This window comes from Streptomyces sp. NBRC 110611 (genome assembly GCF_001590865.1).
Taxonomy (GTDB): domain Bacteria; phylum Actinomycetota; class Actinomycetes; order Streptomycetales; family Streptomycetaceae; genus Streptomyces.
In genome coordinates, this window is the sequence record NZ_BBUY01000015.1 from 161773 (window position 1) to 177146 (window position 15374).

Annotated in this window: 15 protein-coding genes, 2 tRNA genes and 1 pseudogene; 3 read left to right on the forward strand and 15 right to left on the reverse strand. The window is 71.8% G+C overall.

Going from position 1 to position 15374, the window contains the following annotated elements; all coding sequences use genetic code 11:
- Window positions 1-18 precede the first annotated feature (18 nt).
- Window positions 19-91, reverse strand: a tRNA-Ala gene (locus tag AZE13_RS25805).
- A gap of 206 nt (window positions 92-297) precedes the next feature.
- On the opposite strand from AZE13_RS25805, the gene AZE13_RS25810 reads away from it, so the two are divergent.
- Window positions 298-1689: a glycosyltransferase 87 family protein gene (locus AZE13_RS25810; RefSeq protein ID WP_066936804.1), complete on the forward strand. Its 1392-nt coding sequence runs from the start codon at window positions 298-300 to the stop codon at window positions 1687-1689.
- 301 nt (window positions 1690-1990) lie between these two features.
- Here AZE13_RS25810 and AZE13_RS25815 read toward each other — a convergent pair whose 3' ends face one another.
- From AZE13_RS25815 to AZE13_RS37105, 9 genes are all read right to left on the reverse strand, one after another.
- Complete coding sequence (locus AZE13_RS25815; protein WP_066936706.1) at window positions 1991-2224, reverse strand: hypothetical protein; 234 nt, start codon at window positions 2222-2224, stop codon at window positions 1991-1993.
- Between the two features lie 3 nt (window positions 2225-2227).
- The gene (locus AZE13_RS37095) at window positions 2228-2371 is read right to left on the reverse strand and encodes a hypothetical protein (protein ID WP_181690445.1); all 144 of its coding nucleotides are present in this window, start codon (window positions 2369-2371) and stop codon (window positions 2228-2230) included.
- A 138-nt stretch (window positions 2372-2509) separates the two neighbouring features.
- Window positions 2510-2582: transfer RNA gene (locus tag AZE13_RS25820), tRNA-Ala, on the reverse strand.
- 112 nt (window positions 2583-2694) lie between these two features.
- A complete protein-coding gene (locus AZE13_RS25825) occupies window positions 2695-3348 on the reverse strand; it encodes a histidine phosphatase family protein (RefSeq protein ID WP_066936807.1) in 654 nt (217 codons plus the stop codon).
- The gene (gene rsfS, locus AZE13_RS25830) at window positions 3345-3779 is read right to left on the reverse strand and encodes a ribosome silencing factor (protein WP_066936709.1); all 435 of its coding nucleotides are present in this window, start codon (window positions 3777-3779) and stop codon (window positions 3345-3347) included. The genes AZE13_RS25825 and rsfS overlap by 4 nt, the downstream gene beginning before the upstream one ends.
- Before the next feature lie 366 nt (window positions 3780-4145).
- Window positions 4146-6065, reverse strand: coding sequence for an LCP family protein (locus tag AZE13_RS25835; RefSeq protein WP_066936711.1), 1920 nt, complete (start codon window positions 6063-6065; stop codon window positions 4146-4148).
- 24 nt (window positions 6066-6089) lie between these two features.
- Window positions 6090-6701 (reverse strand): nicotinate-nucleotide adenylyltransferase, encoded by a 612-nt coding sequence (nadD, locus tag AZE13_RS25840; RefSeq protein ID WP_066936715.1) that lies wholly within the window; start codon window positions 6699-6701, stop codon window positions 6090-6092.
- A gap of 52 nt (window positions 6702-6753) precedes the next feature.
- On the reverse strand, window positions 6754-6915 hold the full coding sequence (locus tag AZE13_RS37100) for a hypothetical protein (protein WP_181690446.1): 162 nt from the start codon (window positions 6913-6915) through the stop codon (window positions 6754-6756).
- Window positions 6916-7099: 184 nt separating this feature from the next.
- The gene (locus AZE13_RS37105) at window positions 7100-7249 is read right to left on the reverse strand and encodes a hypothetical protein (protein WP_181690447.1); all 150 of its coding nucleotides are present in this window, start codon (window positions 7247-7249) and stop codon (window positions 7100-7102) included.
- Between the two features lie 172 nt (window positions 7250-7421).
- Between AZE13_RS37105 and AZE13_RS25845 the strand changes: the two genes are divergently transcribed.
- Entirely contained in the window at window positions 7422-8540 is a 1119-nt protein-coding gene (locus tag AZE13_RS25845; RefSeq protein WP_066936718.1) for a M48 family metallopeptidase, read from the forward strand.
- Window positions 8541-8582: 42 nt separating this feature from the next.
- Here the strand turns inward: AZE13_RS25845 and AZE13_RS25850 are convergent, their stop codons facing one another.
- The 5 genes from AZE13_RS25850 to proB form a co-directional block, all read right to left on the reverse strand.
- The gene (locus tag AZE13_RS25850) at window positions 8583-9707 is read right to left on the reverse strand and encodes a hypothetical protein (protein ID WP_066936721.1); all 1125 of its coding nucleotides are present in this window, start codon (window positions 9705-9707) and stop codon (window positions 8583-8585) included.
- 107 nt (window positions 9708-9814) lie between these two features.
- Entirely contained in the window at window positions 9815-10483 is a 669-nt protein-coding gene (locus tag AZE13_RS25855) for a hypothetical protein (RefSeq protein WP_066936724.1), read from the reverse strand.
- 97 nt (window positions 10484-10580) lie between these two features.
- Window positions 10581-11849, reverse strand: coding sequence for a glutamate-5-semialdehyde dehydrogenase (locus AZE13_RS25860; protein ID WP_066936727.1), 1269 nt, complete (start codon window positions 11847-11849; stop codon window positions 10581-10583).
- 137 nt (window positions 11850-11986) lie between these two features.
- On the reverse strand, window positions 11987-12496 hold the full coding sequence (locus AZE13_RS25865; protein WP_066936730.1) for a hypothetical protein: 510 nt from the start codon (window positions 12494-12496) through the stop codon (window positions 11987-11989).
- A gap of 211 nt (window positions 12497-12707) precedes the next feature.
- Window positions 12708-13844, reverse strand: coding sequence for a glutamate 5-kinase (proB, locus tag AZE13_RS25870; RefSeq protein ID WP_107288440.1), 1137 nt, complete (start codon window positions 13842-13844; stop codon window positions 12708-12710).
- Window positions 13845-14241: 397 nt separating this feature from the next.
- On the opposite strand from proB, the pseudogene AZE13_RS25875 reads away from it, so the two are divergent.
- Window positions 14242-15374, forward strand: a pseudogene (locus AZE13_RS25875) (hypothetical protein); the annotation flags it as partial.

Below are 15374 nucleotides of genomic sequence, written 5' to 3' on the forward strand. Positions count from 1 at the left end.
CGGCCCGCCCTGTATCTGTGGAGCTAAGGAGAATTGAACTCCTGACCTCCTGCATGCCATGCAGGCGCTCTACCAACTGAGCTATAGCCCCGGGTCTTGTCTCCGCCTCGGTGTTCCCCGCTGCGGCATCGCCTACATTACACGGACCTCCCCGGCTTCTGCCAAATCGCCCACCCGTCACCCGGCCACCACCCCTGGACGAGGCCCTTCGGGCCGCAGCGCCCTCGGAGGCCCTCCGGCGGGACCCGAGGTACTGTCGCAAGCCGTGTCCGATTCGTCCTGGGGGTGCCGTACGCCGTGACCGCGCTGGAGCTCGAGCAGTCCACCGACCCCGGCGGCCCGGTCCCCCGCAGGGGCATCATCCGCCGCCATCCGGTCCCCGCGGCGGCCCTCGCCTGCCTGGTCTCCTTCGCCGCCTTCTGGATCGCGCAGCGCCTCGCGCACGTGACCATGATCGACCTGATGGTCTACCGCGCCGAGGGCCTCACCGTCCGCGCCGGCGAATCCCTCTACGACATGGTGGCCACCTCGGCGCGTCTGCCCAACACCTACCCGCCCTTCGCGGCGCTGCTGTTCACCCCGCTCACCCTGTTCGACGTCCCGGCGATGCGGACCCTCGCCACCGTCGGCAACCTGCTGCTGCTCGTCGCCGTCGTCCATCTCTCGCTGCGCCTGGCCGGGCGGCCCCGCCGCCTCCCCCGGCCCGCGGCGACGCTGGCGCTCTCCGCACTGCTGGTGTGGTGCGAGCCGGTGTGGACGACGCTGCGCTACGGGCAGATCAATCTGCTGCTCGCCGCACTGGTCCTGTGGGACCTGACCCGCAGAGACAGCAACCGGCTCGCGGGTATCGGTATCGGTATCGCGGCCGGCATCAAGCTGACGCCGGCGCTCTTCGCCGTGTTCCTCGCGGTGGCCGGCGCCGTTCTGGCCGGGCGGCGGCTCCGCTCCGGCGCCGGTATACGTGCCGCCTGGAACCCGTGGCTTCGGCAGGCCGCCGTCGCCACCAGCACCTTCCTCGCCACCGCGCTCCTCTCCGCGCTCGCGCTGCCGCGTGACTCGCACCGCTTCTGGACCGAGACCGTCTTCGCCGCCGACCGGGTCGGCGAGGTGGAGATCACCGCGAACCAGTCGCTGCGCGGCGCTCTCGCCCGGCTGCTGCACACCCACGACCCGAGCGCCGTCTGGGTCGTCGTGGCCGGTCTGACGGCCGTCCTCGGGCTGGCGCTGGCGGCCGGCTCACTGCTGCGCGGGCAGCCAGGGGCGGCGCCGGCCGGAAGCCGGGGGAAGGCCTGGGCGGCCGTCGTCTGCGCGGCCACCGCGCTCCTGATCAGCCCGATCTCCTGGTCGCACCACTGGGTGTGGTGCGTCCCGATGCTGATCCTGCTCGGATCCGAGGCGCTGCACCGCGCGGCGCACCGCCCAGCGGCCGGTGCGGAGCACGGCGCGCCCCGCAGGCGGATGCCGACCGCCGCCCGTCGCTGGTGGACGACGACCATCGCACTGGGCCTCCTCTTCTTCTCGTTCGCCCTCTGGTGGGTGCCGCATCGCTGGCACCGGCACGAGGAACTGCACCAGAACGGCGTCCAGATGCTGCTCTCTGACGTCTATCCGATCGCCGGCACCGTGATCCTGGCGCTGGCCAGCGTCCGGCTGTGGCGGATGAACCGCACTACCGCGCCACGGAGTTGAACGGCCACGGAGTTGACCGGCAAAGCGGTCGGCGGCTCATCACCTCGCTCAACGCCCGGTACGCCCAGAGCAGTTCCCCACGATCGGAACCGACAGGAACCGACCGGGATCGACTGGGCTCGACTGGGCTCGACTGGAAGGCGACCAGGGCCGTACGTGTCTGCCCGTCAACCCTCGGATGGTTCGACGCTCGGGCGGTTCGACGCTCGACTCGGACGGTTCGACGCTCGAAAGGTTTCGGGGGACGGTTTCGGAAAGGGCACCAGACAGCAGGTGCCGAAGGCGCCTTGGGGCGTTCCGGTCAGGCCGTCACGAACGAGTAGAACCGCTTCAGCGTGCAGTGCTCGTCCAGCAGCCGCCCGTAGATCGGCTCGCCGTCGAGCTCCCGGTAGGTCTCGATGGGGTCGCCTTTTATGACCAGGGCGCGGGCGCACTCCTCGCACCAGTACTGATAGTCGGCGTTGACCGGCTCCATGTCGCGGACGATCGGCGTTCCGCTGCCGCACCAGTCACACTTCCTGCTGTGGGCGCCCATCCATCAGCTCCAACTGTGGCCGCAGGCCGTGCAGACGAAGGAAACGCCGCCATTGTCGCCCAGCACCTGTGCCACATGGGACGAGCCGCACGCAGGGCACTGCAGGGCGAGCAGGTCGGCGACCTCCTCGAGGATGCTCGTGAGCATCGCGATCTTCTCCTCCCCGGCCGGCGCGGTCCGATTCTGCCACGGACCGCCCACCGGGTCAGGCCCGCCGTCACGCCACCCGGTATCCCGAAAACGCAGAGATCCCGCCTCCTTGTGGAGGCGGGATCATCCGGGCTGTGGAGCTAAGGAGAATTGAACTCCTGACCTCCTGCATGCCATGCAGGCGCTCTACCAACTGAGCTATAGCCCCGGGTCTTGTTCCGCTCCTCCGGGTTTCCCCGGCGGCGCCGCGAACAAGAAGAACTTTAGCCTGCGACCTGCCCAGATGTGAAATCCGGTCCGGCTGGGCCGCCCTGCGGGGCTCAGTCGTCGTCGCCGAGCACCGGTTCCGGCAGCGTGCCGGCGTTGTGCTCCAACAGGCGCCAGCCGCGCGCGCCCTCGCCCAGTACCGACCAGCAGCAGTTCGACAGGCCGCCCAGGCCCTCCCAGTGGTGGGCCTCCAGGCCGAGCAGCCGGCCGATAGTGGTGCGGATCGTGCCGCCATGGCTGACGACGACCAGGGTGCCGTTCTCGGGCAGTTTGTCGGCGTGGCCGAGCACCACGGGGGCGGAGCGGTCGGCAACCTCGGTCTCCAGCTCGCCGCCGCCCCGGCGGACCGGCTCACCGCGCTTCCAGGCGGTGTACTGCTCGCCGTACCGCGCGAGGATCTCGTCGTGCGTCAGACCCTGCCAGGAGCCCGCGTAGGTCTCCCGGAGGGCGGCGTCGTGCGTCACTTCGAGGCGGGTGAGGGCGGCCAGCTCACCGGCGGTGTCCGCGGCGCGCCGGAGGTCGGAGGCGATGATCGCGTCCGGGCGCAGGGACGCGAGCAGCCGGGCCGCCCGCCGCGCCTGGGCCCGGCCCGTCTCGGTCAGCTCGATGTCCGTGGACCCCTGGAAGCGGCGTTCCAGATTCCAGGCCGTCTGGCCGTGCCGCCACAGGACAATGCGGCGGCCCGGGGCGCGCGTGGTGCCGTTCAGAACCGCTCCCCGTCCTGCCCGCCGGCCGTGGCCTCGGCGTGCGCGGCGGCCTTGCCGCGGGTGGCCCTGGCCTCCTCCGGAAGGTCGATCTCCGGGCAGTCCTTCCACAGCCGCTCGAGCGCGTAGAACACCCGCTCCTCGCTGTGCTGGACGTGTACGACGATGTCGACGTAGTCGAGCAGCACCCAACGGGCTTCGCGGTCGCCCTCGCGGCGGACCGGCTTGGCGCCCAGGTCCTTGTTGAGCCGTTCCTCGATCTCGTCGACGATCGCCTTGACCTGGCGGTCAGTGGGCGCCGAGGCGAGCAGGAAGGCATCGGTGATCGAGAGGACGTCACTGACGTCGTACGCGATGATGTCGTGCGCGAGCTTGTCGGCCGCGGCCTGGGCGGCGGCGTTGATGAGCTCGATGGAACGGTCCGTGGCGGTCACAAGCGGCTTTCCGGGTCGAGGGCTGCCTCTCCGGCGGCTGGGGTACTCCCCCAGCCGACGCCGGGGATCCCGCCGGCGTGGGCCGGAGGGAGGGCGGACGGCGCTGGGCGCAGCCTCGGCGCGCGTCGCGGTCCCCTGAGCAGCTGGATCAGCGGTCAGATACCCCTCAAGGGTCTCACGGACCACCGACACTCCCGGCAGCGTTTTCGAACCCGTGGCCCAGACACGGCGTCCGCGCAGGTCAGAGGCTCGCTCGCCGTCGCCGGAAGCGCCCCGGCCGCCCGCGCCACAGCACGGGCCGGGGCCTGGCCGGGCGGTTCCCCGGCTACGCCGTCTCCCCGCCGGGCGGCCGCCCCTTCCCGTCGCTCAGCCCTTGTAGTCCCGCCCCAGTACGACCTGGATGTCGGCGTTCGCGGGGGCCTTGCCCTGCTTGACCGAGCCGGCCGGCAGGCCCAGCGTCTTGGCGATCTCGGTGGCCTTCGCCTTCTGGGCGGCGTCCGCGTAGCTCACCTCGGAGGTGGCCCGGGCCGCGCTGTCGGTGCCGTCGTCCACGAAGGTGTAGCCGCCGTTGACCAGCGCGACCTGCGCCTTGCCGGTGGCTTCCTTGGTGCCGGTGGCGTTGCGGACGGCGACCCGGGCGGTCGCGTCGGGGGCGGTCTTCCTGACCGATCCGCCGAGCACATCCTTGACCACGCTCGCCGCGGTGGACGGACTGAGCGTGCCGTTCGCCTCCACCGGCAGCACGGTCGTGGTGTACGCACCGGTCTTGGCCAGTTCCGCGCGCCGCGCCAGCGAGCTGCCCAGCTGGGCCTCGGTGAGCGGCGGGTCGAGCACCTGTAGCAGCGCCTTCACCGTGGCGGTGGCGCCGTCGGCATCGCTGGAGAGCTTCTTCAGGGTCGCCTGCATGACCTGCCCGAACCGCCGCAGCTGCACGGTCTGGCTCTCGCCGGACGCCTGGTAGGTGGCGTAACCGACGGCGGCCCGGCCGCCCAGGTCCTGGGCGCGCCCCTGCTTGACCACCGGGGAGTCGCCCTCCTTGGCGCCGGGCACGGTGGCGTCGGTATCGAGGGTGATACCGCCGACCGTCTCGACGAGGTTCTCCAGGTAGGGGGTGTCCAGCCGCCAGGTGGCCTTCAGGTCGGCGCCCAGGAGGCCGTTGAGGGAGTCCCGGGTCGGCTCGGCGCCGTCGTCCGTGACGGCCTTGCCGAGGGTCGTGGTGGTGCCGTCGTCCTTGGGGACGACCAGGCTGTTGGGCAGCAGGACGGTGGTGCCCTTGTGGGTGGTCTCGTTGTCGACGAGCAGCGCGGTGGAGCTCTTGCCGCTCTTGATGTCCCGCAGATGCACGACGAGGACATCGCGCTTCTGCCCGCCCGCCTCGGCCTGGCCGCCGGCCTGCGGGCCGTCCAGGCCGGGCAGTTTGCCCGCCCACCACAGGTAGCCCACACCGCCGGCGACCAGCAGGGCCAGGACGACGCAGAGCGCGACGAACCGGCTGCGGCCGCGCCGTTTGGCCTCCTCACGGCGCTCGGTGCGGCTCTCGGTGAACTTCAGCCAGTCGATGACGTCTTCGGAGTCCTCGTCCGGCTCCTCGATGAAGGAGAACTGTTCGGTGCGGTATTCGGGGGGCGAGGCGGGGGACGCGGACGGTGCGGGTCCGGACGAGGTGGCGGCAGCCGACGACGGGGACGACGGGGAGGACGCGGCAGCCGCCGAGGGCGGCGACGGCTGGTGGGCCGACTGGGCCTGCTGGGCCTGCTGCGGGATCCACTCCTGCTGCGGTCGCTGCGGGTGGGGCTGCTGCTGGGGCTGGATGTACGGGTCGTACTGCTGGGGGTAGCCGGGCTGGGCCGGCGCCTGATGGCCGCCGTACGGGTCATAGCCGTACTCGGGACGGCCCGCCTGGGTCTGCTGTTCCCGGTAACCCTGCTGTTCCTGGTACCCGTGTTGTTCCTGGTACCCCTGCTGCTCCTGGTATCCCTGCTGCCCCTGCTGTCCGCCGTACGGGTCGTAGCCCTGGTAACCGGACGGGGCGGGCGTACCGGCGCCCTGCCGCCCATAGGGGTCGTACGGGTCGTAGTACTGCCCGTACGACGACTGCCCGCCGTCGTGGTGGACGGGCTGCCCGTAGGCGTCGTAGGTGTGGCCCGGCCGCCCCTGCTGCTCCTGGGCGTACGGGTCGTGGGCGTACGGGTCGTGGGCGTACGGGTCGTGGGCGTACGGGTCGTGGGCGTACGGGTCGTGGGCGTACGGGTCCTGCGGCCCGTACGGGTCCTGCCGGTCGCTCACCGGTACCCCTTTCCGTCGGCCCCGTCAGCAGTCGTCGCGGTACAGCTGCTTCTTGTCGATGTAGCGCACCACACCGTCCGGCACCAGGTACCAGACCGGTTCCCCCTGGGCGACGCGCGCCCGGCAGTCGGTCGAGGAGATGGCGAGCGCGGGCACCTCGACCAGGGAGACCGCTCCCTCGGGAAGCCCGGGGTCCGCGAGGACGTGGCCGGGCCTGGTCACCCCGATGAAGTGGGCGAGCGAGACCAGCTCGGCGGCGTCGTGCCAGGTGAGGATCTGGCTGAGCGCGTCGGCGCCGGTGATGAAGAACAGGTCCGCGTCACGGTGCTCCGCGCGCAGATCACGCAGCGTGTCTATGGTGTACGTCTTGCCGCCGCGGTCGATGTCGATACGGCTGACGGAGAACTGGGGGTTCGAGGCCGTGGCGATGACCGTCATCAGGTAGCGGTCCTCGGCCGGGGACACCTTCTTGTGGCTCTTCTGCCACGGCTGTCCCGTGGGTACGAAGATGACCTCGTCGAGGTGGAACTGGCTGGCCACCTCGCTGGCGGCGACCAGGTGTCCGTGGTGGATCGGGTCGAACGTCCCGCCCATCACTCCGAGTCGCCGCTTCACGGGCTCTGTGTGCTCTCCCATGCGTGCAGACCCTACTGGGCGGGGCGCGATGCCGGAGTACGGGTGTCCGGGCTCAGCGGTCCCGGTTGAAGCGGGTGGTGATCCAGAGCAGGAGGAGCAGGACGACCAGGGCGCCGCCGCCGGTCAGGTAGGGGTTCAGGCTGGCGTGACCGCCGCCGTGGCCGGGCTCGGCGGCCAGGGAGACCAGGGACTGTGCGGTGGTGTGCAGGCTCATCGTCGGCAGGACCAATCCGGGCTGGGGTCGGGCAGAGACTTCGACCACATCGTAAGCGTCGGCTCACTGCGGGCTCACGGCGACTCCACCCGGTGGCGCCGGGAACGACCGACGGCACTCGGGACGACCGGTGGCGCCCGGAGCGGCCGGCGGGTCGGTCCTTGCCGTGAGCTGCCCGGCGGGGTCAGTCCTTGCCGTAACCGCGCAGCAGGAACCAGGCGAGCAGGACGGCGCCGACGACGCCGACGATGATCACGGTGCGCAGGAGCCATCCGGGGCCCGTCTGGTGGGCGGGGTCCTGGGCGGCGGCGAGCAGCACGCTCGGATGCGGCATGACGGTGCGCTCCCTCCGGTAGCGGCCCGAGCGGTCGGGCAACAGGCCTGTGCGGTCACGGTGCGACCTGTGCGGTCACTGGTGCGATCGCCAGCGTACGCCCGAGCATCCAATCGACTGTCGGCGGCGTCCTCTAGGCTGAACGCACGCAGTCGAACAGGGGGAGGCCCCAATGACGGAGAGCCCAGGCGGCGCGAACGTACCGAGCCGGGACCGGCGGCGATTCCCCGGAATCTCCTCGCGGTCGTACGAGCATCCGGCCGACCGCTCGGCGCTGGTGGCGCTGCGCAAGCTGAGCGGTTTCGACACCGTGTTCAAGACGCTCAGCGGCCTGCTGCCGGAGCGCAGTCTTCGGCTGCTGTTCCTGTCGGATTCGGTGCGGGTCGGCGACCAGCAGTTCTCACACCTGAACGACATGCTGCGGGACGCCTGCCACATCCTGGACCTGGAGAAGGTCCCGCCGATGTACGTCAATCAGGACCCGCAGCCCAATGCGATGTGCATCGGTCTGGACGAGCCGATCATCGTGGTCACGACGGGTCTGGTCGAGCTGCTCGACGAGGAGGAGATGCGGGCGGTCATCGGCCATGAGGTCGGCCATGCGCTGTCCGGGCACGCCGTCTACCGCACGATCCTGCTGTTCCTGACGAATCTGGCCACGAAGGTCGCCTGGATCCCGCTCGGCAACGTCGCGATCATGGGGATCGTGGCGGCGCTGCGCGAGTGGTTCCGCAAGTCGGAGCTGTCCGCCGACCGCGCCGGGCTGCTGGTCGGGCAGGACCTCCAGGCCTCCATGCGCGGGCTGATGAAGCTGGCCGGCGGCAACCACCTGCACGAGATGAACGTGGACGCGTTCCTCAAGCAGGCCGACGAGTACGAGTCCGGCGGCGATCTGCGCGACTCCGTGCTGAAGATCCTCAACCTGCTGCCGCGCAGCCACCCGTTCACGACCGTACGGGCGGCCGAGCTGAAGAAGTGGGCGGCCAGCCGCGACTACCAGCGGATCATGGACGGCCACTACCCGCACCGGGACGAGGACAAGGACACATCGGTCTCCGACTCGTTCCGCGACTCCGCGGCGCACTACGCCGATTCGGTGCGCAACAGCAAGGACCCGCTGATGGGTCTGGTCCGCGATATCGCGGGCGGCGCGGGCGACTTGGGCGGCAAGCTGCGGGACACGGTCTTCCGCGGCGGCTCGCGCTCCGGCGGCACCGGCGGTGCCAACGGCTCCGGCGGTACGGGCCGCTCGGGCGGCACGGACAGCACGGGCGACTCGGACGGTTCCTGAGCGGCTCCGGGCCCTGCCGTCGAACTCCCGTCTGCCGGGGCACTAGCGGATCGGGCGGGTCGGCTTCGGTTCGGCGGAGGGGGCCAGCTCGCCGCAGAGCGGCGGGTTGACCAGGTCCCGGGTGTAGGGGTCGGTGACCGCGGGCCGGTCGTCGCCGACGCGCTGGCCCGCGAACAGCGGGTGCAGGGCGTCGGCCGACTGTGCGGAGCAGGCCATCGGTCCGGCCTGCAGGCTGCTCCGCAGCAGCTCCAGGCGGTGGTCGCCGAGGTCGTCGCGGTCGATCCGGAAGTGCATCTCACGCCGGACGGTGACCAGGGAGGCCGCGCCCGGAGTGGCCTTGCCGATGTGCTGCCCCGCCCCGTCCTGCCGGGCGCCGGGCGCGGGCCGTACCGCGTAGACGAAGGTGTAGTCGGCGGCGACATCGAGCGCGTCGGGGCCCAGCTCCGAGGCGGAGAGCGTGCCGTCGACCCGTACGTCACGGTCCGCGAGCCGGGTCTCCTCGGGATCGAAACGGACGAGCCAGCCGGTCGCCGCGTGACGGCCGTTGTTGTCGGGGTGCGTCAGGCTCCGGTCGAACTGGTCGAGTTGGCCGGTGTCGATCAGCAGCCGTACCGGCCGGACGGATCCGCCGGTGAGGGCGGCCGGATCCAGCGAGGAGCGGACGATGTAGTCCTTGACGATGGTCAGGGCGGAGACGATCTGGCTGTCGGAGAAGTGCTCGGTGCGGGCGACGGCGGGCAGATTCACGCCGGCGGCGCCGATCCGGTAGTCGGCTGCCGGGCTGTGCGCGAAGAGGTCGTCGGGTGTCCCGCCCGGCACGGCCCCGGCCGGGGCCAGCGGCACCACCGCGGACCGCAGCGGCTGCGTACCGGCCGGCTCCGGGGCCTTGTACGGATGACGTATGCCCATGTAGACGGCCGTGCCGAAGGCGAGAACGATCAGCAGCACCAGCAGGACGGCCTGCCGGGAGCCGCCCAGCCGCGCCCAGGCGTGCCGGGTCCGCACAGCGGGTGCGTGGTGCTCGCCGAGCCGCTCATCGGCGGAGAATTCCTGCAGGCGAGCAGCCCGGACGAACGATTCGTCGAAGACGACGGATCGGTACTCGTCCTCACCGCCTCCAGGGGCGCCGTTGGGCGTCCCTTCGGGAGGGTCACCAGGCCCGGCCATACAACAAGAGTAGGTCCGCGAGGGCATGGATAAACGCCGGGACGGCGGGCAACTTCAGCCGACCGCCCCGTTTCGGGCGCCCGCTTCCCGGGCAGAGCGGCTCGCCGTTACTGCGGTCCGGTGACAGCGGAGGCCGAGGGACGCCCGGACCCCTCGGACGGCGGCGACGGCAGGCCCGGCCGCGCCGTCCGGACGCTGTCCGCACCGCCCGTGGCGGGAGTGTCCACCCCGCTGGAGGTGGGCACCGGCGCCGGGCTCTGGTTCCGCCCCGACGCACCCCGGTAGACGGCGCTGAAAGCCAGCGCCACGAGGCCGACACCCATCACCACGGCCAGTACCCAGGCGACCGGCCGGTGCCAGCGGGTGCTGCCGCGGTAGGGGCGCAACGAGCCGCCGTACGGGCCGTACGGGCTGTGCGGCCCGTAGTCGCCGTACGCTCCGCCGTCGTCCTCGTACCCCTCGTCGCCGTATGCGTCGAAGCCGTCCGCTCCCGGGCCACGGCGCCTCCGGCGGCCGCGGCCGCCGGCCTCGCCCTGATCGTCGCCGTCGGGGCCGAAGCCGGGCCCCGAGCGGGCCGCCTCGGCCTCGGCGCGCGCTTCGGCGGCGGCCAGCAGGCGCTCGACCGCCGAGGGCTCGTGGATCTGCGCGGACCGTACGAATTCCTCGTCGAAGACCACGGAAGCGAAGTCCTCGTCCGCTCTTCCGTGGCTCCTGTGGTGGTGCTCGTCGGGCTCTTCGCCGTCCGGGAACGGCTTGCCCCCCACGTCGTCCGGCACCCGTCCAGGTTAGCCCCGAGCGGACGCTTTGGGCAGGGAGACAGAGGAGAGAAAGCGGGAGAGAGAGCGGCGGATCCGGGGCGGACGGGACGACGGCTCAGCGGGTGTGGCCGTCGCCCGTGAGGATGTACTTCGTCGACGTGAGCTCCGGCAGGCCCATGGGGCCACGGGCGTGCAGCTTCTGCGTCGAGATGCCGATCTCCGCACCGAAGCCGAACTGGCCGCCGTCGGTGAACCGGGTCGAGGCGTTGACCGCGACGGTCGTCGAATCCACCAATTGGGTGAACCGGCGAGCGGCGGCCTGCGAGCCGGTGACGATGGCCTCGGTGTGGCCCGAGGTCCAGCGGCGGATGTGCGCCACCGCCGCGTCCAGGTCCGGTACCACGGCGGCCGCGATGTCGTACGAGAGGTACTCGGTGGCCCAGTCCTCGTCGGTGGCCGGCGCGACCAGCCCGGGACCCGCCTGCTGCCAGGCCGCGTCACCGTGCACGACCACCCCGGCCTGGGTGAGCGCCTCCAGGGCGCGCGGCAGGAACTTCTCGGCGATCCCGGCGTGCACCAGCACGGTCTCCGCGGCGTTGCAGACGCTGGGCCGCTGGGCCTTGGAGTTGACCAGGATGTCGATCGCCATGTCGAGGTCGGCGGCCTCGTCGATGTAGACGTGGCAGTTGCCGGTGCCGGTCTCGATCACCGGGACGGTGGACTCCTCGACGACCGTCCGGATCAGCGAGGCGCCGCCGCGCGGAATCAGCACGTCGACCAGCCCCCGGGCGCGCATCAGCTCGCGCACCGAGTCGCGGCTCTCGCCGGGCACCAGCTGCACCGCGTCCGCGGGCAGCCCGGCGCTCCGCACCGCGTCGCGGAGCACGTCGACCAGCGCGCTGTTGGAGGCGTACGCGGACGACGAGCCGCGCAGCAGTACGGCGTTGCCGGACTTCAGGCAGAGGGCGGCGGCGTCCACCGTCACATTGGGCCGGGCCTCGTAGATGATGCCGACCACGCCGAGCGGGACCCGGACCTGGCGCAGGTCGAGGCCGTTGGGGAGGGTCGAGCCGCGCAGCACCTCGCCCACCGGGTCGGGCAGCGCCACGACCTGGCGGACGTCCGCGGCGATCGCCCCGATCCGCTCCGGGGTGAGGGTGAGCCGGTCCACGATCGATTCGGCGGTGCCGGCCTCCCGGGCCTTGGCGATGTCCTCGGCGTTGGCGGCGATGATCGCGTCGGTCCGCTCCACCAGGGCGTCGGCGATGGCGAGCAGCGCGGCATCGCGAGCCGTCCGCGGCAGCGGCGCCAGGACGGCGGCCGCCTCCCGCGCACGGCGGGCGGTGTCGAGGACGGGTGAGGAGTGCGCTGCGCTGCTGGTCATGACGGCAGCCTAGCGGGCGGGCGCAGGGGTGCCCGCCGCTGACCCTGGGCGGCGCTTTCCGGCGGGCCGGGGAGGCGGACCCGGTGGCGGGACCGAGCGGCCGGACCCGGTGGCCGGACCCGGCGGTCGGCCCGCGGTCAGAACGGGTGGACCCCGACCGGTGAGGCCGGCGGCGGGCCGTACCCCTCGGCGACGCGCTGGTGGTAGGTCTCCCGGTCGATGACCTCCAGGCCGACGATCTCCCAGGGCGGCAGGTTGGCCGTCGACCGGTGCTCGCCCCACAGCCGCAGCGCGACCGCCGCGGCGTCGTGCAGGTCCCGGGCCTCCTCCCAGTAGCGGATCTCGGCGTGATCGCCGGCGTAACGGCTGGTCAGCAGGAACGGGTGGTCGTGGGCGAGCCGTTCCAGCGAGCGCCGTACCTCCGCCGGCGGGGCCTGTGCGCCCGAGACGCTGAGCGTGATGTGCCACATCCGGGACGTCTCGCGGCGCTCGCCCTCCGGGGCCCGCCGCGCCGTCCCGTGCCGCTCCGTGGGCTCGTCGTCATCCGTCCGGCCGGCTTCCCCGCCGGTCGCAGCGGCGGAGCCGACGCTGGTCAGTGTCCGCTCCGCCGTCCCTCGGGGCGGTGCTCCCGGGCGCCCTCGTCCCACCGGCGGCCTCCTGTGATGCGCATCGCCGCCGCGCGCGGGGTGCGGGGCGATGGGTGCGGTCGTACTTCGGCGTGTGCGCTCGCGCGCTGCGGACGCCGCTCCCCTACGACGCCTCCGCAACAAAGTTGACCAGCCCGCGGGCCCTCGCGGGGGCGTTTTCCCCAAGGTCCCGCGGGAAAGGCCGGTCCGCGCCCCACGGGAGGGGGACGGGTCAGTGGTGCAGCAGCACCAGATCGTCGCGGTGCACGACCTCGCGCTCGTACGCCGGTCCCAGCTCGCGGGCAAGATCCCGGGTCGAACGGCCAATCAATCGGGGGATTTCCCGGGCGTCGAAGTTGACGAGCCCGCGGGCCACCGGATGGCCGGTACCGTCCCGCAGCTCCACCGGGTCGCCCGCGGAGAACTCGCCCTCCACGGCGGCGATACCGGCCGGCAGCAGCGACGAGTGCCGCTCGACGACGGCCCGCACCGCCCCGTCGTCCAGAACGAGCGCGCCGCGCGGCGTCGAGGCGTGCGCGAGCCACAGCAGCCGGTCGGCGGTGCGGCGGCCGGTGCGCAGGAAGTGCGTGCCGGTGGGCCCGCCGGCCAGCGCCTCCGAGGCGTGCACGGCGGAGGTCAGGACGACCGGGATGCCGGCGGCGGCCGCGATCCGGGCCGCCTCGACCTTGGTGACCATGCCGCCGGTGCCGACGCCGGCCTTGCCCGCACTGCCGATGGAGACGCCCTCCAGGTCCTGGGGGCCGTGGACCTCGGCTATCCGGGAGGTGCCGGGCCTGGACGGATCGCCGTCGTAGAGGCCGTCCACGTCGGAGAGGAGGACCAGCAGGTCGGCGCGGACGAGGTGGGCGACCAGCGCGGCCAGCCGGTCGTTGTCGCCGAAGCGGATCTCGTCGGTGGCGACGGTGTCGTTCTCGTTGACGATCGGGACCGCGCCCATGGCCAGCAGCTGGTCGAGGGTCCGGTAGGCGTTGCGGTAGTGGGCCCGGCGGCTGGTGTCGTCGGAGGTCAGCAGGACCTGGCCGACGCGGCGCCCGTAGCGGGCGAACGAGGCGGTGTAGCGGGCGACCAGCAGGCCCTGGCCGACGCTGGCGGCGGCCTGCTGGCGGGCCAGGTCACGGGGCCGCCGGTCCAGCCCCAGGGGCGCCAGTCCGGCCGCGATGGCACCGGAGGAGACCAGCACGATCTCCCTGTCCTGGTGTTTGGCCAGCACGTCCACGAGGGCGTCCACCCGGTCCGCGTCCAGGCCTCCGGCGGCCGTCGTCAGCGACGACGAGCCGACCTTCACCACGATCCGGCGGGCGTCCGCCACTTCCTGCCGTGCGCCTGCTGCGGCTGCAGCGCCTGCCATGTGTCCGTACCTCTGTGTTTCCCGGTCCTGTGAACCGTACGGGCGCCCCGATGCCATCGGTCCCCGCTCGTCCCGTATCGCGTCCCTACGGGCGCAATCTACGGCAGTACGGCCGGTGGGCGCGTGCGGGGGCCATGGCCGCACGCATTCTCCGCCGCAGTTTTTGCCGCAGTTAATTTTTTTTAAGACGTACAAAGAGCCTCTTGGGTTGCGTTCGAATGGTCCGTTTTCGCGGTGATGAGAGCCACAGCAGATTGTCACCAAGGCCAACGAGGTCATACGGTCGGGTGTCCATCGGTCCCGTTTCGCCGCCCCGGCGGTGTCGCAGCGCGGGACCGGGCCACCCCCCACTGGCCTTCCCCCCCCAGACCTTTCTTGCTGCCAGGAGCCCTCCCCCGTGCCTTCCGCCGGAATCGTTCCCCGCCGAGCCGTACAGCTCGCGGCACTCCTCGCGATGATGGCCGCGTTCACCGCCCAGCTCGTCGGTGCGCTGCTGCCCGTCATCCCCCTGTTCATCGCCGCGTCCGTGGTCAACCTCGGCCTGGACCTGGTCCTCCAGCACAAGCAGCCGGGCCTGCTCGCGGTGCTGGGCCGGATCCGGTTCGACGTGACGGTCCGACAGTTGCTGCGCGACATGCTGATACTGGTCGGCCTGTTGCACATCGACGGCATCAACCCGCTGGAGGAGCAGGCCCCGCTCACGATCACCCTGCTGCTCTTCTACGGCACCCACTTCGTGTGCCAGGCGGTCGCCGTGCTGGTCCGCCGGTCCCGCAGCCTGCCGTTCGTGACCCGCAACATCGACGCCACCGCGCTGCGGCTGTGCGACGCCCCGCCGCGGATCCTCTCCCGCCAGACGGGCCGGCGGCTGCTGCGCTTCTCGGTGCCGACCACGGTGGGCATGATGATCACCGCGATCACCGCGGACGCGTACTGGGGCGGCATCGGCCTGACCGTCTCGCTGGCCCTGTCCGCCGGCGGCACGCTCTACCTGAGCACCTGGCTGCTGCCGGGCAAGCGGGTGGCCGACGAGCAGCAGGCGCTGCGGTGGCTGGACACCTGGCTGGCCGAGTACCGGCCGACGGTCGGCATGTACTTCTCCGGCGGCGCCACCTCCGCCTACCAGGCCAACATGTGGCTGAGCACCCTGGCCGCCCTCGACGGCAACCCGATCATCGTGCTCCGTGAGCGCTTCATGGTGCAGAAGATCGAGGCCACGGACGTGCCGATCGTCTGCATCCCGAAGGTCGCCCACCTGATGCGCCTGGAGCATTCCACCCTCAAGGTGCTGCTGCACCCGGCGAACTCCGGCAAGACCTCGCAGATCCTGCGCATCCCGTCCGTCAAGCACGCCTTCACCAACCACGGCGAGAGCGACAAGCTGTCCTCCTGCAACCCGTACGCCAAGGCGTACGACGAGGTGTGGGTGGCGGGTCCGGCGGCCGTGAGCGCTACCAGCTCGCCGACATCGGCGTCGAGGACAAGGACGTCGTCGAGGTCGGCCGCCCGCAGCTGGCCCCGATCCGGGCG